Below are 17,539 nucleotides of genomic sequence, written 5' to 3'. Positions count from 1 at the left end.
TTATGGAGCTTTTTTGGTATATCGTTTTAATGACAATGTTAACCATTTACGTTATCCTTGACGGATACGATTTTGGTGCAGGAATTATACATTTATTTTTCGCTAAAAAAGAGAAAGATAAAAAGGCAATTACAAATGCTATTGGCCCGTTTTGGGATGCAAACGAGGTATGGCTTATTGCAGTAGGTGGCGTATTATTTTTTGCTTTCCCTACACTCTATGCGTCATCATTTAGTGGCTTTTATTTGCCCTTAATTATTATTCTATGGTTGCTAATTTTTAGAGCTATTGGTTTAGAATTAAGAGGTCAAATAAACAATACACTATGGCATACCATTTGGGACAAAGCTTTTGGTGTTGCTAGTTTATTATTAGCGTTATTTTTTGGCGTAGCACTAGGTAATATTGTAAGAGGCGTTAATCTTGGTAATGTAGTAAATGGTGTATCTACACACGAAGGACACTATTTCTTTTTACCTTTATGGAACACTACATTTAGTCCACAGGCAGAAGAGCTAGGTATAATAGATTGGTTTACGCTGTTATTAGGTGTTATTGGTGTGGTATCTTTAGCTATACACGGCGCAAATTGGATTATATTTAAAACGAATTCTGATTTAAATACAAAACTAAAAAAGGTAATCTTTAATCTCAATTTTGTACTCTTAGCACTGGTTATTGTTTCTATTCTTGTATGGCACATTATAGAACCCAAGCCTTTTCATAATTTTATAGATAAGCCTTGGCTATTTATTTTTCCTATACTAACCTTTACGGGTCTTTTTGGGTTATTTAAAGTTAAATCGTTTAAAAAAGATGGTATCGGATTTGTCTTTTCATCGCTATTTCTTTTTGGCGGTATAACGACAACAGTGGCATCAATTTTCCCAAAAGTATTGCCATCAACAAATACAGTTAACCCATCTTTAACACTTTACAATACAGCGGCAGATAGCTATGGTTTGGGTGTTGGAGTATATTGGTTTGCCATAGCTGCTGTATTAGTAGCCATATATATGTTTATACAATACAAAGTGTTTAAAGGAAAAATGGATGATATTGGTTACGGAGACCATTAATTACCTTTAAGACGCTCCCATAATTCTGCCAACATTTTTTTAGCTTGTATCCTATTTTTTGGTTTTTCATAAAAGGCAATATCACCATTGCCATACGTTTTTATTTCATAGCTAAAAACAAAATCGTTGGCTTTGTTATCTAAACTTAATGTTCCAAAACGCAAATCGTTATAATAAATAGTACCGTTATAGCTATCTATAGTATACCAGCCCTTACTAATTGCAATCATCCGCTGCATTTTAGGATTATCTTTTAAATCATCAACTAAAATATGATTTTTATAGTATTTTGAAAATCGAATTGGTTGTGTATCAAAAAACGAATAATGTCCTATATAATAAGCATCATCAGTCTCTACATTAGCTGTCCATAATATAGTATTTAAAGGAGACGGTTTAGTTTCTATCTCTATGTATGCTATATTTTGTTCTTCTAATTGTTTTTTAAATTGATAAAAAGCTGCACCTTTTAAAACAAAGGTTAATAGTAAATAACTACTACTTATTATTAAACCAAGCCTATTGTATTTTTTACGTTTTAGACTTTCTTTTTTCTGAAACATTGTTAGAATTAAAAACACCAAAAAAGGAACTGTATACAATGGATCTATTACAAAAATGGTTTTAAATGCCAATCGGTTTTCTAATGGCCAAAACAGTTGGGTTCCCCAAGTTGTATGCGCATCTAAAATTGGATGCGTTACAAAAGCCAAAAAGAAGAGCCAACACCAACCTTTAAAATCTTTGTATTTTTCGTATCTAGTAACCAGCCAAGCAAAAATAGGAGCAAATAAAACAGAGAATAAAACAGAATGAGTAAAACCACGGTGCATTTCTAAACCGGTAACCGTATCTGTAAAAAAAGAAACAAAAGTATCTAAGTCCGGAATTGTACCAGCAATAGCACCATAAAGCATTGCCTTATTTCCTATTTTTCTTCCTAAAACAGCCTCGCCAACGGCGGCACCTAATACAATTTGAGTTAAAGAATCCATACTATAATTTAAAGAATCGTAAATCTAAACAATTAAACTCGTTTACATATAAAATATATAATCAACAGTCTTTAGTAACCTAGGTTACTTATAATACCGATTAAAAGAATTTACTTTGTCACTTAATAGAACTAAAATTAAAAAATGAACGCAATAATGCAACCTTGGCCATGGTATGTTTCTGGCCCGCTAATTTCCTTAGTCTTATTTTTATTGCTTTGGGTTGGTAAAAATTTTGGAATGTCTTCTAACCTTAGAACCTTATGTACCATTTGTGGTGCAGATAAAACATCTGACTTTTTTAAGTTTGATTGGAAAGCCCAACGATGGAATTTAGTTGTTGTTCTAGGTGCTATTATTGGTGGCTTTATAGCTTCAAATTTTTTATCAGATAGCGCTGTAGTGCATATAAACCCTGAAACTGTAAAAGACTTAAAAGAACTAGGTTTTTCTAGCGCAGGCAATGCGTATTTACCAACAGAACTATATAGCTTAGATGCATTAACAGATATTAAAAGTGTTCTAATTTTAGCTATTGGCGGACTCCTAGTTGGTTTTGGAACTAGATATGCTGGCGGTTGTACTTCTGGACACGCAATATCTGGACTAAGCAACTTGCAACTACCATCTTTAATAGCTGTAATTGGTTTTTTTATTGGCGGTTTAATTATGATTCACCTACTATTCCCTTTAATTTTTTAAGACTATGAGAACCCTATTATATTTACTTATCGGAATTTTCTTTGGCATTACAATGTTTAAGTCAGAAGCCGCATCGTGGTTTCGTATATACGAAATGTTTCAATTTCAGTCTTTTCATATGTACGGCATAATGGGCTCTGCTCTTGCAATAGGCATTGTTGTTGTACAATTAATTAAGCGTTATAAACTAAAATCTATTTACGGCGAAAGAATACAATTTATTCCTAAAAACAAAAGTGTAAGCAGGTACTTAATTGGTGGTATTATTTTTGGTTTAGGCTGGGCTCTTGCTGGTGCTTGTCCTGGTCCTATGTTTACCTTGGTAGGTGCTGGCTTTGCTCCTATTTTAATTGTAATTGTTTTTTCTGTATTAGGAACATTTTTATACGGTGTTTTAAAAGATAAATTACCCCATTAATTCTATAGTTTGATGTTTTACTAAAATCAACATCAATCTAAAAACATATAATTTTTAAACAAAAAAGGCTTCATTTTACAATGAAGCCTTTTTTAATATATGAGTTTGATAATTTTTATATCAAAATGCTACTTATTCTTTATCTAAAACTAAATGCGCTATAAAGAATTCCATCATTCTTCTAGTATCCAATGCTGTATGTCCTTTATCTGGACCTATTTGTACTTCAAAACTCTTACCTGCATCTTGTAATGCTTTTATAAATTGTAAAGAGTTTGCTGGGTGCACGTTATTATCACTAGTACCAAAGAAAATCATTAACTCACCTTCTAAGTCCTTAGCCATAGTAATTAAACTACTTGCTTCATATCCTTTTTTGTTTTCTTCTAACAAGCCCATATAACGCTCTGTATAAACGTTATCATAATTACGCCAATCTGTTACTGCAGAGTTTGCAACGGCAGCATGGAAAACCTCAGGATAACGTAATAATAAGGTTGCAGATGTAGTACCACCGTAAGATGTACCATAAACACCAACTTTATTTTTATTAAAATAAGGTCTGTTGTATAAAGATTTTATACCTGCCGCAAAATCATCCATTTCTGTAAAACCTAAGTTTTGGTATAAATTATCTAATAATCTCTTACCTCTACCTTTTACATTTCTACCATCTACTTCAGCTACTAAAAATCCAAACTCTGTTAATGCATTTGGTGGCGTAAAACGTTCTGTAAATTCATTAGTTGCAGGACCACCATAATTACTTAAAAGAAGCGGGTATTTTTTGCTGGGATCAAAATTAGAAGGGAAATGTAAAAATCCATGTAATTCTGTTTTACCATCTGCAGAAGTAAATGTAAATGCTTCAACAGTTTTTAAACCTAATTTTTTAAATTCTGATAAGTCTGATGTACCAACTTCAGCTATCTTTTTACCTTTTATTGTTCTTAAATTAGTAACAGGCGCAATATTGTGTGTTTCTGCAACATCTACAAAGTACTTGTTATTTGGTGCTAAAAATACCGAATGATGAAAAGCGGGGTCTGTTAATCTCTTATCTCCAGAACCATTTAATTTTACACTATGTAACTGTATTTTCATATGATTTTCTCCGCTACGTGCTGTGTAATACAACACCTTTTTAGCTTCGTCTACACTAACAATACCGTCTACTTCAAAAGTATGTTTTGTTAATTGTTTTATAAGTTTACCACTAAAATCGTATAAATAATAGTTGTTAAAACCAGAACGTTCTGAGGCCCAAATAAACTGCTTTCCATTTTTTAAAACGTGCATTTCTGGACTATTCTCTGTATAACTTGGCAACCACTCTTCTCTAATCACAGTCCTAGATACTCCAGTGTTTGGATTAGCAGCTCTAAGTTCCATAACGTTTTGCTTACGGTTGGTACTGTGGTATAGTAATTCCTTACCATCTGGCGTCCAACTAATATCGTAAATATAGGTACCTAAATCACCATCGTTATATGGTTTACCATCTCTTAAATCTAATGGCGTAATCTTCTTTGTTTCTAAATCGTACACCATTAAGTCTACAGGTAAATTTTTAGCTCCTACTTTAGGATAAGCTTCAATTTCTACCGAATCCTGAATTTGTGTTTGATCGTATAAAACATAGTATTTTTTAGACGCTTTTTCATCAAACTTATAAAAAGCAACTTTTTTACTATCTGGAGACCACCACATTGCTGTATTCTGACTTAATTCTTCGCCATAAACCCAAGTAGCAATACCAAATTTTAATTGATTTTCTTCATTACCCTCTGTTGTTATAGCCACAACATTGCTACCATCTGCAGTACTAAAAAACATATTTCTGTCTTTTGTAAAAGCATTGTATTTTCCGTCTGGTGACTTTACAGATGCATATTGTCTACCACGAGCTGGTCTGTTTGCCCAGTTTGCATATCTATCATCCGTAAGTTTAGTTGTAGCTGTTGCTTCTCCTTTGCCTATAGTAAACTCTTTAGTTTCACCGTCTTTTGTGTATTGAAAAGCAGTTCCTGCATTATTCCACTTTACATACGTTGCAGGTGTCTTAACAGAACTTCTAATCTGCGGAGCTACTTTTACATATTGCTCATAACCAGGCATTTTTTTTAGCTTATCTTGTGCAGATACAGCTGTAATTGTACCTAAAGATAGTGCTGCACAAAAAGCAGCTTTAAAAGTGTTCAATTTCATTCTTTTGAGTATTTAATTTGGTTGCTAAATTTACAATTATTAAACTAATTTGTAACTATTACTCAAATTAAGTTCACTTTAGAGCACTATTTCTATCATTTTTTTATTTCTAGCCTCATAAACTTTTAAACTCATAAACCATAGAACAAACATTATCCCTATTTTTGTTGAAAATTGATTTTTATGCTTAAAGTTGGAGTTTTAGGAGCAGGTCATTTGGGGAAAATCCATTTGCGTCTACTTAACGAATCAGAAAAATATTCTTTAGTAGGGTTTTACGACCCAGATGTTATAAACGGTAAAAAAGTAGAAGCCGAGTTTGGTTATACGTATTATGATAACATAAACAAACTAATGGATGCTGTAGATGTTTTAGACATTGTTACACCTACCCTTTCACATTTTGATTGTGCTAAAAAAGCTATTGAAAAAGGCAAGCACATTTTTATTGAAAAACCTATTACCAATACTTTAGCAGAAGCCGAAGAACTTATTGCATTAAAGAACAAATACAATGTAAAAGGCCAGGTAGGGCACGTAGAGCGTTTTAACCCTGCTTTTTCTTCTGTAAAAGATAGCATTGTAAACCCTATGTTTATAGAAGCGCATAGACTAGCAGAATTTAACCCACGTGGCACAGATGTTCCTGTAGTTTTAGATTTAATGATACACGATATAGATGCTATTTTAAGTGTTGTTAATTCTGAAGTTAAAAGCATTAACGCTAGTGGTGTATCTGTAATTAGTAAATCTCCAGATATTGCCAATGCACGAATAGAATTTAAAAATGGTTGTGTTGCGAACTTAACCGCTAGTAGAATTTCTTTGAAAAATATGCGTAAGTCAAGATTTTTTCAGCAAGATGCTTATATCTCTGTAGACTTTTTAGAGAAAAAGGTTGAAGTTGTAAAAATGAAAGATGCGCCAGAACAAGCTGGTGATTTTGATATGATTTTGCAAAATGCTGAAGGAGAGAAAAAACAAATCTATTTTGAAAATCCAGAAGTTGCTGGTAACAACGCAATTTTAGATGAACTAGAAACTTTTGCAGACGCAATTAACAATAACACTACTCCTATTGTAACCTTAGAACAAGGAACAAATGCATTACGAGTAGCTTTACAAATTATAGAATCTTTTTAATATAAAATACAGATGAAAAACATAGCAGTTATAGGTGCAGGTACAATGGGGAATGGTATTGCTCACGTTTTTGCACAAAACAATTACAAGGTTAACTTAATTGATATTGCACAGGCGTCTTTAGATAAAGGTTTAGCTACCATTACTAAGAATTTAGACAGAATGGTGGCTAAAGAAAAAATATCTGAAGCAGACAAAAACAATACGTTACAAAACATTACACTACACACGGTACTTGCAGATGGTGTAAAAGGTGTAGATTTAGTTGTAGAAGCTGCAACAGAAAATGTTGATTTAAAACTAAAGATTTTTAAAGATTTAGATGCAACTTGTGACGCTAAGACAATTTTAGCTACAAATACATCATCAATCTCTATTACTAAAATTGCTGCCGTTACAAACAGACCAGAGCAAGTGATTGGTATGCACTTTATGAACCCTGTACCTATTATGAAATTGGTAGAGATTATTAGAGGTTACAACACCTCTAACGAGGTTACAGCCGCAATAATGGACTTATCTACTAAACTAGGTAAAACACCTACAGAGGTTAATGATTATCCTGGTTTTGTTGCAAACAGAATTCTAATGCCTATGATTAATGAGGCTATAGAAACACTTTACAATGGCGTTGCTGGTGTAGAAGAAATTGACACCGTAATGAAGTTAGGTATGGCGCACCCAATGGGACCATTACAATTAGCAGATTTTATTGGTTTAGATGTTTGTTTAAGCATTTTAAATGTAATGTACGACGGCTTTAAAAACCCAAAGTATGCTCCTTGCCCATTATTGGTTAATATGGTTATGGCTAAAAAATTAGGTATAAAATCTGGCGAAGGTTTTTACGATTATTCAGGATCTAGAAAAGCAGAGAAAGTAGCTTCTCAGTTTGCTAAATAAAATATATTGGCTAATATAAAACCATTTAAAGCGGTACGCCCAACCAGAGATAAGGTTAGTTTAGTTGCTTCTCGTTCTTACCAAAGTTATACGCAAGCACAACGCGAGGCTCGGCTAGACCATAATCCGTATTCTTTTTTACATATTGTTAACCCAGGTTATAAGTATGATAAAGAAATATCTGGTGTAGCGCGTTACCAATTGGTAAAAAATAGGTATTCAGAATTTAAAGAAGACGGAGTGTTTACACAAGACTCTACTCCGTTTTTTTACATTTATAAAGTTGTAGACAGAGACCACCAAGTGTTTAATGGTATTGTTGCTGCCGCTAGTGTAGAAGATTATCAAAATAATGTTATAAAAAAACACGAAGATACTATAACTAGCAAAGAGACTATTTTTAAAGACTATCTAAAGACAGTGGGCTTTAATGCAGAGCCAGTACTTATTACCTATCCAGATAACAAAGAGGTTACTGCCATCATGAGTAACAAGCAAAAAGAACGTGCAGAATACGAGTTTACAACTACGTATAGAGACACACATTACCTTTGGCTTATTACAGAAAAAGAAGATATAGAGGCTATTGTAGAGGCATTTAAAAACATCCCAACACTTTATATTGCAGACGGTCACCACAGGTCTTCATCATCAGAATTACTTTGTATAGACTGTAAAGAGCAAAATAAAGAGCACAGTGGTACAGAAAACTATAACTTTTTTATGAGTTATTTTATTCCGGAATCCGAATTAAAAATACACGAATTTAACAGACTAGTTAAAGATCTTAATGGTTTAACCAAAGAAGAATTTTTAATTAAGTTAGATACAGTTTACCGTATAGAAAATCGTGGGGCAATACCATACAAGCCTAATAAAAAGCATCATTTTAGTATGTATTTAGATGGTGAGTTTTATTCGTTACACCTACGTAAATCTATTTATACATTTAAAAGTTCTTTAGATAAATTAGACGCACAACTACTATACAATACCATTTTAAAGCCTATTCTTGGCATTACAGATTTACGTAAAAACGATAGAATAGATTATTTAAGTGGCAAAAAAGAGATTGTAAGTTTAGTTAATAAAATAGATAGTGGTAAATTTAGGGTTGGTTTTGGTATGCTACCTGCCAATATTGAAGAATTAAAAAGCATCGCTGATGACGGTTTACAAATGCCTCCTAAGAGTACTTTTATAGAACCTAAATTAAGAAGTGGTGTTACTATTTATGAATTTTAGTTTTTAATTAAAATTATGTCCATTAAAGAATCCTTACTAGAAATAAAAAATAATTTACCTGATACAGTAACACTTGTAGCTGTGTCTAAAACAAAACCTGTTTCAGATTTAGAAGAAGCCTATGCTGCTGGTCAGCGTATTTTTGGCGAAAATAAAATTCAGGAAATGACCCAGAAATGGGAAGTTATGCCTAAAGATATCCAATGGCATATGATTGGCCACGTACAAACCAACAAGGTAAAGTATATGTCTGAATATGTGAGCTTGATACATGGCGTAGATAGTTTTAAACTATTAAAAGAAATAAACAAACAAGCCAAAAAGCACAACAGAATTATAGCGTGCTTATTACAAATGCACATTGCAGAAGAAAGTACCAAATTTGGTTTAAATGAGGATGAATTAAAAAACCTTATAGCATCAGACGATTTTAAAAACTTAAAGAATATAAAAGTGACTGGTTTAATGGGGATGGCGACATTTACTGAAGATATAGAACAAGTAAAAAAAGAGTTTGGTACATTAAATCATATCTACAACGCACTGCAAGACAAAAAATCCACTAACTTAGACGTAAAAGTACTATCTATGGGTATGAGTGGCGATTATAAGCTTGCCATAGAACAAGGAAGTACAATGGTCCGCATAGGAAGTAGTATCTTTGGTAGTAGAAATTATTTATAAAACAGGAGAAATTAATTAATGTACGTAATCTTAGATATTGAAACCACTGGTGGTAAATTTAATGAAGAGGGAATAACAGAGATTGCTATTCATAGATTCGATGGCCATAAGGTTGTAGATAAATTTATCAGTTTGGTAAACCCAGAAAAACCTATACAACCATTTGTTGTTAAGCTAACGGGTATAAATGATAAAATGCTACAAACAGCTCCTAAATTTTATGAGATTGCTAAACGTATTGTAGAAATTACTGAAGATGCTGTACTTGTAGCCCATAATGCTCAGTTTGATTATCGAATTTTAAGAACTGAATTTAGACGTTTAGGCTATAATTTTGAACGTCAAACGCTTTGTACCGTTAATTTATCTAAAGAATTAATTCCGGATAAAGAATCTTACAGCTTAGGAAAACTAGTACGTTCTTTAGGTATACCTGTGAGCGACAGGCATAGAGCCAATGGTGATGCTCTTGCTACATTACAATTATTTAAATTGTTGTTGGCAAAAGATTTAGATAAGACCATCATAAAAAGTGTTATTAAAGAAGGTTCTATGGGTGAACTTTCAGACAGACAAATAGATCTTGTAGAGCAACTACCTACAGAAACAGGAGTATATTATATGTATGATAAAGATGGAGATCTAATCTTTATTGGCAAATCGTCTAACATAAAGAAAAAAGTAAACAAGCATTTTACAGGAACTTCTAATGTTGCTAAAAAATTACAAAAACAGACACGTAAAATCACTTTTGAAAAAACAGGAAACGAGTTAATTGCTTCTTTAAAAGAAAATGAAGAATTGCGTAGAGTTAAACCTAAATACAACAGTAGCCTTAAAAAAAGTTTATTCTCTTATGGTATTTTTCAAAAAGAGAATGAAAACGGTTATATATCACTCTATATAGATAAAACAACTACAACAGACCATACAATTGGTACGTTTAGTAGCGTTATTGGCGCTAAGAATTTTTTAGCAAAAACGAGCAAAGAGTTTACCTTGTGTGACAAGATTAATCTAATCTCTAAAGCTAAAACAAATTGTGGTAATTACAACGATGGTAACTGTAATGGGGCTTGTATAAGTTTGGAAGATAAAACAGTGTACAATAACAGAGTAAAAGAAGCAATTACTAAATATAGCTTTACAGGCAAAAATTTATTAATAAAAGATAAAGGAAGAGAAATAGGCGAATATTCGGCTATTTTAATTCAGGATGGTGAGTTTAGAGGGTACGGATACTACAATTTAAATCATCAAATAAATAATATTCATATCTTAGAATCCATTATTACAAAAATGAAGAGTACTCCAAATACACTTCATATTATATTAGCATACATACGAAAAAGCAATAGATTACAACTAATAGAACTAGATTAACCATTGAAAAACGAGAAACCTCTTAAAGGCTGGAAAGCTAAAATACACGAAATAATTTACGGCACGCACACGCCTGCGGGTAAGTTGTTTGATATTTTATTGCTAGTACTTATTGTATATAGTGTTATTATTGTAATGCTAGAAAGTGTACCTCGTTTTGACACTAAGTATCACGAGTTTTTAAACATATCTGAATGGGTAGTTACCATTCTATTTTCTATAGAATATATATTACGCGTAGTTTGTATTAATAGACCTAAAAAATACATTTTTAGCTTTTTTGGTATCATAGATTTATTATCTACAATACCAAAGTACTTAGCATTCTTTTTTATGGGATCTCAATATTTTACTGCTTTTAGAGCATTAAGATTGTTACGTGTATTTAGAATATTAAAGCTAGTACGTTTTGTAGGTGAGTCTAACAAACTTATAAATGCATTAAAAGCCAGTAGAACCAAAATATCTGTTTTTGTGTTTTTTGTATTGATAGTCTCTGTACTTCTTGGTACGTTAATGTATTTAATTGAAGGACCACAACACGGGTTTAATAGCATACCACACAGTGTATACTGGACAATAGTTACATTAACTACTGTAGGCTATGGAGATATTTCGCCACAAACACCACTTGGACAATTTATAGCTACCTTAATTATGATTATTGGTTACGGTATTATAGCTGTACCCACAGGTATTGTATCTGCAGAATATGCGTCTAACTTTAATACCAATAAAACAATGGACGACGGGAGATCTTGTCCTAATTGTGGTTGTGAAATTGAAAGATCGGATGCTGTCTATTGTAGAAAATGCGGTTATAATTTAACCGGAAAAGATGATGAAACTGAAAAAGAAGCATAGTGAATACAAAAACTCTACTATCTGTTGTTGGCCCAACTGCCATTGGTAAAACAAAATTAGCAATTACATTAGCTCGGCATTTTAATACAGAAATAATCTCTGCAGATTCTCGTCAATTTTATAAAGAAATGGCTATTGGGACTGCTGTACCGGATGCAGATGAACTTGCCGCCGCACCCCATTATTTTATTCAACATAAAAGCATTTTAGAGTCGTATTCTGTTGGCGATTTTGAAAAAGATGCTCTTAAAGAACTAGAACAACTTTTTACAGAAAAAGATATTGTAGTTATGGTTGGCGGTAGTGGTTTATATGTAGATGCTGTTGTAAAAGGCTTAGACAGTTTTCCAAATATAGATGCCAGTGTTAGATTAGATTTAAACCTATTATTAGAAAAAGAAGGCGTTACTGCTTTACAACAGAAATTAGAAATCTTAGACCCTGAATACTATAACAAGGTAGACAAAGACAATCCACATAGGTTAATTAGAGCCTTAGAAGTTTGCATAGGTTCCGGAAAGCCCTACTCTACTTTTTTAAACCAAGATAAACCTAAGAGACCATTTTCTATTATTACTATTGGCATTATGGCAGATCGTGAAATTATTTACGACAGAATTAATGCAAGAGTAGATATCATGATACAAAACGGACTGTTAGAAGAAGCTAAAGCACTATTAGAACACAAAAACCTTAATGCCCTACAAACAGTTGGCTACAGAGAGTTATTTCAATTTTTTAATGGCAATTGGACACTAGAGTTTGCTCTATCAGAAATTAAAAAGAACACCAGAAGGTTTGCAAAAAGACAACTAACTTGGTTTAAAAGAAATAAAGAAACACTCTGGGTTAATTACAATGACAATACAAAAGAAATAATTGCAACAATTGAAAATAAATTAAAAGCATAAAAAAACCATCCTATACGGATGGTTTTTTATTTATTATTTGACTTATAAAGTTTAAGAATCCTCTTCAGTCTTAATTACCAAACGGAAACCTTCTCCGTGAATGTTCAAAATTTCAACATTCACATCTTTCTTTAAATATTTTCTAAGCTTAGCTATGTAAACATCCATACTTCTAGATGTAAAATAATTATCATCTCTCCATATCTTAGTTAATGCTAATTCTCTTGGCATTAAATCGTTTTCATGTAAAGCTAACAAACGTAAAAGATCGTTTTCTTTAGGAGATAATTTAACAGCTTCTTCTTCGTTAAATTTTAAAAATCTAAGTTTAGAATTTAATTTAAAATCACCAATATTAAATTCGAACTTTTTACTATCTGCCATTGTATTAGATGTCTTTCTCTGAAGTATCGCCTTTAACTTCATTAAAAGAACCTCAGAATCAAACGGTTTATTTAAATAATCGTCTGCTCCTGCTTTGTATCCCTTTAGGACATCTTCTTTCATTGTTTTAGCAGTAAGAAAAACTATTGGCACATTTTCATTCTTTTCTCTAATCTCTCTTGCCAACGTATAACCATCTTTGTAAGGCATCATTACATCCAAAATACAAACATCATAAATGTCCTTTTTGAACTTTTCAAAACCTTCCATTCCATTTTTAGCTAATACTACATCAAAATTATTCATTCCTAAATAATCTTTTAGAACAATTCCAAAATTTGGATCATCCTCTACCAAAAGTATTTTCTTATTTACTGTTTCCATATCTATTAAATTATAGGTAATTTTATGTAGAAAGTACTTCCTTTTCCTTTTTCACTTTCTGCATAAACTTCACCTTGGTGATCTTCTATTATTTTTTTTACGTAGGCCAATCCTAATCCGTGGCCCTTTACATTATGTATATTTCCTGTGTGCTCTCTATAAAACTTCTCAAAAACTTTTTTAAGAACAGCCTTACTCATTCCTGAGCCTTGATCTTTTATTTTTATAATAATACTATTCTTAGTACTCTCTGTGTAAATATCTACCTTAGGCGCTTCTGGAGAATACTTTATAGCATTATCCATAACATTTACCAAAACATTTGTAAAGTGCATCTCATTAGCTAATACATCTGTTCTTTTGGCATTTAAATGTGTATTTATATAACCGCCTCGATCACTAACAATTAATTCTACGTGTGTTACTGCATCCTCAATTATGTCGTGCACATCTACTCTTTCCTTACTTATATCTAGTTGATTTCTTTCTAACTTGGATATTCGCAGTACGTTTTCTACTTGAGCATGCATTCTTTTATTCTCATCCTTGATCATCTGTAAATAGCGACCTACTTTTTCTTTATCACTTATTATCGATGGGTTCTTTATTGCTTCTACTGCTAAATTTATTGTAGCAATAGGCGTTTTAAACTCATGCGTCATGTTGTTAATAAAGTCGGTCTTTATTTCAGAAATCTTCTTTTGTCTAATCAATTGATAAATAGCACCAACATAGGTAATAAGTATAATTGTTGTAAACAAAAAAGTAATTAATGCCATTCCTAAAATAGAACCAATTAAATACTCCTTCTTATCTGGAAAAGAAACCAATAATGAAAAATCTGTTTTTCCTTCACTATCTCTAAAAATTGCCGTTCTATTTACTGTCTCTGGGTCAAATTTAAATTTTCTTGATTTTACTGATGTAGGTAAACCTTTGCTGTAAATACCGTACTCAAAACCAATATCTATTTTTCTGTTTTTAAATTCTTGCTCTAAAAGAAGTTTAATTTCTTCTTTAGAAACCCTTTTATGCACTGGGTATTTATTGGCTACATCTCTAAAAAATTCCTCAAATTGTAATTTCTCAAACCTAGAAATATCTCCAAATTTTGTTATTTTTTTTATTGGTGTATAGCTATAACTTTTACCATCCATACCAAAATTTTCTTTTAAAACTGTTTCTACAGTTTTACTGGTATAACTAGTTATAGTTGTGGTACTATCACCTAAAAGATCATTGTCAAAGAACGAAGGCGGAATATTATAATTCTCTTTTAAGATACCGTGATTATATATAGTAACTTCTCTAGAATCTTCATCCACTTGTCTATAAAAAATATCTCGTATCTGGTATTCAGATGGCTTGCCAACACTATCTTTTAAGGCTACAAAACGTTCTCCATAATCACTAATCTCCCTAGTTTCTATTTTACTTGCTACATTATCTAAAACCTGAGATACTGTTTGGTAAAATTGTTCTTCCTTATCCTCTATAGATTTCTTTATCCAATATGCTTGAACAAATATTACCCCTAGCAAAGACAAGGTCATTAACACAATAAGTAGAATTAATAACTTCTTGTTCATTTGGGCAAAATTAAGATTTTAACATATAAAGTATGCGCTGTTTAACCTAACCTTAACACTAATCGTTAAACTTTAGTAATTAAACAGATTTAGACCTTAATATACGATGAATCTCTCTTGTTTTTAACCTTAAATTTACAATATCTTCATTTATTAACTTAAAATCAGACATTTTCTCTTTTTTATCATCGGTCCATTGGTTCCCAATTCTGGAAAGAATATTTTCTCTTGTAGTAGTATCTCTTTTTAAAATTCGCTCTATACGAACCTCAATTGGAGCTGTAACCAAAATTATGTAGTCATAAAAATCTTGATTATTATTTTCAAATATTATAGCGCTTTCCTGAATTACATAGTTACTTTTTTGCTTTTTAGCCCATTCTAAAAAATGCAACCTAACAGCTGGGTGTACAATTGCATTTAGCTCTTGCAACAAACTAGTACTTGCAAACACTTTTTTTGCAATATACCCCCTATTTAAAACACCTTCTTTATATGCATTTTCACCTAAAAGGCTTATTATTTCTTTTTGCACTCTAACCGAAGTATTCATTAGCTTTTTAGCCTCCAAATCCGAGTTATACACAGGCACACCCAGTTCTTCAAACATTTTAGCAGCTGTACTTTTACCACTACCAATACCTCCTGTTAAACCAACTATTATCATTGTCTATTTAAAATAAATTCTACAGTATCTTCTTTTAACTTAACACTATAAACACCTGCTGGTTTCTTTGCCAATTTTAATTTTAGAATTGGCGAATTCTGATCTACGTATTCATTAAAATCTGCTACAACACTAAAATCTGACGACTTTATCTCTCGCAACACATCTACCTTAGCTTTACATAAAATTGCTATCTTATTAGGAAAAGTTCTTATCTCTACGCCATCCGGAAGATGAACAACATCTACAGAGACCGTTAGTATTTTCTCTGAAAAACGATATACTTCACCAGACAACACAACTGTGTTAGCTGAAAATTTTGTATTACTTAATTCTTGCGGTAATTGCAATGCAACTTCAGCTTTAAAATTAGCTGCTATATTTTCAAAATCATAAGCTTCTGCTGCTATCTTGGTTATAGAGTCTATTTCTGCTCTTGGCCCTGATATTCTAATAGTATCTGGTGTAATTTTTAATCCGCCTTCTATAACATAATTCTGCTTTAATTCTACTTTACTATTAGCTACAACAGGTACCTTTTTAGTATGTAACTTATATAAGTCCAAAAACAATGTATCTAACACACCGACCTCTGTAAGCGATAAAGAGTTTGGCAACTGCCCTTCTATTTGTCTTCTAAATACAGATTGTCGCAAAAAATATTTTTCTTTTTTATTTTCAAGCTGAGAAAGATCTACTTGTATTTTTTTTCTAAAAACATTTAAACGCATTAATTGAAAACCTCCTGCGTTTAATTTTACCTGAACCTCTTCTTTGTAATTATCAGCAAAAAACAAACTATCTGGCACATTAACATACTCTAAATTAAAATAGGTATTAGCCGTGTAAGATTCCGATAAATTACTAATAAACCAAGCCGTTGTTGCGCACAGTAGAAATAGTGAAAATATTTTCACCTTTCTCTTATTTAATCCGCTTTTTATTTTTTTTAACACACTTATAATTTAAAAAATAATTTAGGGAATAGCTCTTGAGCTTTCTTTTTACTAGAACTCAAAACTAAAGTAGACTTTACAAAGCCATAACCATAACCCACAAATTGTATTACAACAGCCACTATAGATAAAAACGCTATAATTATACTTTTATTTTTAATAAGAGAATCTACAAAAAGTATTGTAAAATATAGATTATAACAGAATAAAAACCAAGGCAACCCAATAAAATAAGCCACTAAGGATACTAAAAATCCAAAACAAAATAATGCAGGAAACCAATAGGTAACTTTAGCTGTTTCTGGATGCCATTTATTTAATATAGGACGCACCATACCAAACTTATTCACTTGTATGTAAAATTTATTCCAGTCTATTCTGCGTTTATGATACACATAAGCTTCAGGTATTAATTTTGTTTTAAAACCATTATTCCATATTCTAATAGTTAAATCAGGATCTTCACCTGGGTGAATATTACCATAACCTCCTGTTTTTTCAAAAGCTACTTTAGAAATACCCATATTAAAACTACGGGGCTGAAACTTATCTACGGCTTTTTTACCTCCCCGTATTCCTCCGGTAGTCAAAAAAGACGTCATAGCATAATTAATAGCCTTTTGCACGGTAGAAAAAGATTCGTGCGCTGCATCTGGACCACCATAACAATCTACATACTCCGCTTGCAAAGATGCTTCTGCAGTTGCTAAATATTGTGGAGGCAAAATACAATCAGAATCCAAGACAATAAAATAATTGCCCTTTGCTTTGCGCATACCGTAGTTTCTAGAATCTCCTGGACCTGAGTTTTCTTTTTTATAGTATGATATTGGTAGCGTAGAAAAACGAGCAACTTCTTCTTCTGAGCTTATTGTAGAACCATCTTCTACAATAACAATCTCATAAGGTTTAGTATATGTCTGTTTTTCTAAACTCTCTAACAACTCTCCAATCTCGTTAGGCCTATTGTAAACTGGCACTATAAAAGAAAACAAAAAATCCATTTATTACTACTGTAAACATA

At 32.0% G+C, this 17,539-nt stretch carries 17 protein-coding genes; 10 read left to right on the top strand and 7 right to left on the bottom strand.

Annotation, left to right across the window (positions count from 1 at the left end; translation table 11 throughout):
- Positions 1-2 precede the first annotated feature (2 nt).
- Entirely contained in the window at positions 3-1,079 is a 1,077-nt protein-coding gene (gene cydB, locus M4I21_RS10300) for a cytochrome d ubiquinol oxidase subunit II (protein WP_249559064.1), read from the top strand.
- On the opposite strand, the gene M4I21_RS10295 is transcribed toward cydB, so the two are convergent.
- Positions 1,076-2,074 carry a metal-dependent hydrolase gene (locus M4I21_RS10295; protein WP_249559062.1) on the bottom strand — a complete coding sequence of 333 codons (999 nt, stop codon included), beginning with the start codon at positions 2,072-2,074 and terminating at the stop codon, positions 1,076-1,078. The two genes, cydB and M4I21_RS10295, sit on opposite strands and share 4 nt — an antisense overlap.
- 144 nt (positions 2,075-2,218) lie before the next feature.
- Here M4I21_RS10295 and M4I21_RS10290 point away from each other — a divergent pair, with 144 nt between their 5' ends.
- Both M4I21_RS10290 and M4I21_RS10285 read left to right on the top strand, forming a co-directional pair.
- A complete protein-coding gene (locus M4I21_RS10290; RefSeq protein WP_249559061.1) occupies positions 2,219-2,776 on the top strand; it encodes a YeeE/YedE family protein in 558 nt (185 codons plus the stop codon).
- Between the two features lie 4 nt (positions 2,777-2,780).
- Positions 2,781-3,194: a YeeE/YedE family protein gene (locus M4I21_RS10285; RefSeq protein ID WP_249559060.1), complete on the top strand. Its 414-nt coding sequence runs from the start codon at positions 2,781-2,783 to the stop codon at positions 3,192-3,194.
- A 132-nt stretch (positions 3,195-3,326) separates the two neighbouring features.
- On the opposite strand, the gene M4I21_RS10280 is transcribed toward M4I21_RS10285, so the two are convergent.
- Positions 3,327-5,402, bottom strand: a complete 2,076-nt coding sequence (locus M4I21_RS10280) for a S9 family peptidase (RefSeq protein ID WP_249559059.1) — start codon at positions 5,400-5,402, stop codon at positions 3,327-3,329.
- Positions 5,403-5,585: 183 nt separating this feature from the next.
- Between M4I21_RS10280 and M4I21_RS10275 the strand changes: the two genes are divergently transcribed.
- From M4I21_RS10275 to miaA, 7 genes are read left to right on the top strand one after another with little or no spacing between them, the layout of a single operon-like run.
- Entirely contained in the window at positions 5,586-6,545 is a 960-nt protein-coding gene (locus tag M4I21_RS10275) for a Gfo/Idh/MocA family protein (protein WP_249559058.1), read from the top strand.
- 12 nt (positions 6,546-6,557) lie between these two features.
- Positions 6,558-7,448 carry a 3-hydroxybutyryl-CoA dehydrogenase gene (locus tag M4I21_RS10270; RefSeq protein ID WP_249559057.1) on the top strand — a complete coding sequence of 297 codons (891 nt, stop codon included), beginning with the start codon at positions 6,558-6,560 and terminating at the stop codon, positions 7,446-7,448.
- Positions 7,449-7,454: 6 nt separating this feature from the next.
- Complete coding sequence (locus tag M4I21_RS10265) at positions 7,455-8,693, top strand: DUF1015 domain-containing protein (protein WP_249559056.1); 1,239 nt, start codon at positions 7,455-7,457, stop codon at positions 8,691-8,693.
- Positions 8,694-8,708: 15 nt separating this feature from the next.
- Positions 8,709-9,377 (top strand): YggS family pyridoxal phosphate-dependent enzyme, encoded by a 669-nt coding sequence (locus M4I21_RS10260; RefSeq protein WP_249559055.1) that lies wholly within the window; start codon positions 8,709-8,711, stop codon positions 9,375-9,377.
- A gap of 18 nt (positions 9,378-9,395) precedes the next feature.
- Positions 9,396-10,760 (top strand): exonuclease domain-containing protein, encoded by a 1,365-nt coding sequence (locus M4I21_RS10255; protein ID WP_249559054.1) that lies wholly within the window; start codon positions 9,396-9,398, stop codon positions 10,758-10,760.
- A 3-nt stretch (positions 10,761-10,763) separates the two neighbouring features.
- Positions 10,764-11,624 carry an ion transporter gene (locus M4I21_RS10250; RefSeq protein WP_249559053.1) on the top strand — a complete coding sequence of 287 codons (861 nt, stop codon included), beginning with the start codon at positions 10,764-10,766 and terminating at the stop codon, positions 11,622-11,624.
- On the top strand, positions 11,624-12,535 hold the full coding sequence (gene miaA / locus M4I21_RS10245) for a tRNA (adenosine(37)-N6)-dimethylallyltransferase MiaA (protein WP_249559051.1): 912 nt from the start codon (positions 11,624-11,626) through the stop codon (positions 12,533-12,535). The genes M4I21_RS10250 and miaA overlap by 1 nt, the downstream gene beginning before the upstream one ends.
- A gap of 51 nt (positions 12,536-12,586) precedes the next feature.
- Here miaA and M4I21_RS10240 read toward each other — a convergent pair whose 3' ends face one another.
- The 5 genes from M4I21_RS10240 to M4I21_RS10220 form a co-directional block, all read right to left on the bottom strand.
- A complete protein-coding gene (locus tag M4I21_RS10240) occupies positions 12,587-13,303 on the bottom strand; it encodes a response regulator transcription factor (RefSeq protein ID WP_249559050.1) in 717 nt (238 codons plus the stop codon).
- A 5-nt stretch (positions 13,304-13,308) separates the two neighbouring features.
- Positions 13,309-14,892, bottom strand: a complete 1,584-nt coding sequence (locus M4I21_RS10235; RefSeq protein WP_249559049.1) for a sensor histidine kinase — start codon at positions 14,890-14,892, stop codon at positions 13,309-13,311.
- A 79-nt stretch (positions 14,893-14,971) separates the two neighbouring features.
- A complete protein-coding gene (coaE, locus tag M4I21_RS10230) occupies positions 14,972-15,559 on the bottom strand; it encodes a dephospho-CoA kinase (RefSeq protein WP_249559048.1) in 588 nt (195 codons plus the stop codon).
- Entirely contained in the window at positions 15,556-16,476 is a 921-nt protein-coding gene (locus tag M4I21_RS10225) for a CdaR family protein (RefSeq protein WP_249559047.1), read from the bottom strand. Before M4I21_RS10225 ends, coaE begins: the two co-directional genes overlap by 4 nt.
- A gap of 41 nt (positions 16,477-16,517) precedes the next feature.
- Positions 16,518-17,519: a glycosyltransferase family 2 protein gene (locus M4I21_RS10220; protein ID WP_249559046.1), complete on the bottom strand. Its 1,002-nt coding sequence runs from the start codon at positions 17,517-17,519 to the stop codon at positions 16,518-16,520.
- Between the last annotated feature and the right edge of the window lie 20 nt (positions 17,520-17,539).

Source organism: Cellulophaga sp. 20_2_10 (assembly GCF_023476645.1).
Lineage (GTDB): Bacteria > Bacteroidota > Bacteroidia > Flavobacteriales > Flavobacteriaceae > Cellulophaga.
Note: the sequence above shows the minus strand (reverse complement) of the source record. Positions and strands in the feature narration are given on the sequence as shown.

Bases quoted from the DNA above. Each gene is read 5' to 3' on its own strand.
- cydB (WP_249559064.1), top strand. From the start codon at position 3: ATGGAGCTTTTTTGGTATATCGTTTTAATGACAATGTTAACCATTTAC.
- M4I21_RS10295 (WP_249559062.1), bottom strand. From the start codon at position 2,074: ATGGATTCTTTAACTCAAATTGTATTAGGTGCCGCCGTTGGCGAGGCT.
- M4I21_RS10290 (WP_249559061.1), top strand. From the start codon at position 2,219: ATGAACGCAATAATGCAACCTTGGCCATGGTATGTTTCTGGCCCGCTA.
- M4I21_RS10285 (WP_249559060.1), top strand. From the start codon at position 2,781: ATGAGAACCCTATTATATTTACTTATCGGAATTTTCTTTGGCATTACA.
- M4I21_RS10280 (WP_249559059.1), bottom strand. From the start codon at position 5,402: ATGAAATTGAACACTTTTAAAGCTGCTTTTTGTGCAGCACTATCTTTA.
- M4I21_RS10275 (WP_249559058.1), top strand. From the start codon at position 5,586: ATGCTTAAAGTTGGAGTTTTAGGAGCAGGTCATTTGGGGAAAATCCAT.
- M4I21_RS10270 (WP_249559057.1), top strand. From the start codon at position 6,558: ATGAAAAACATAGCAGTTATAGGTGCAGGTACAATGGGGAATGGTATT.
- M4I21_RS10260 (WP_249559055.1), top strand. From the start codon at position 8,709: ATGTCCATTAAAGAATCCTTACTAGAAATAAAAAATAATTTACCTGAT.
- M4I21_RS10255 (WP_249559054.1), top strand. From the start codon at position 9,396: ATGTACGTAATCTTAGATATTGAAACCACTGGTGGTAAATTTAATGAA.
- M4I21_RS10240 (WP_249559050.1), bottom strand. From the start codon at position 13,303: ATGGAAACAGTAAATAAGAAAATACTTTTGGTAGAGGATGATCCAAAT.
- M4I21_RS10235 (WP_249559049.1), bottom strand. From the start codon at position 14,892: ATGAACAAGAAGTTATTAATTCTACTTATTGTGTTAATGACCTTGTCT.
- coaE (WP_249559048.1), bottom strand. From the start codon at position 15,559: ATGATAATAGTTGGTTTAACAGGAGGTATTGGTAGTGGTAAAAGTACA.
- M4I21_RS10220 (WP_249559046.1), bottom strand. From the start codon at position 17,519: ATGGATTTTTTGTTTTCTTTTATAGTGCCAGTTTACAATAGGCCTAAC.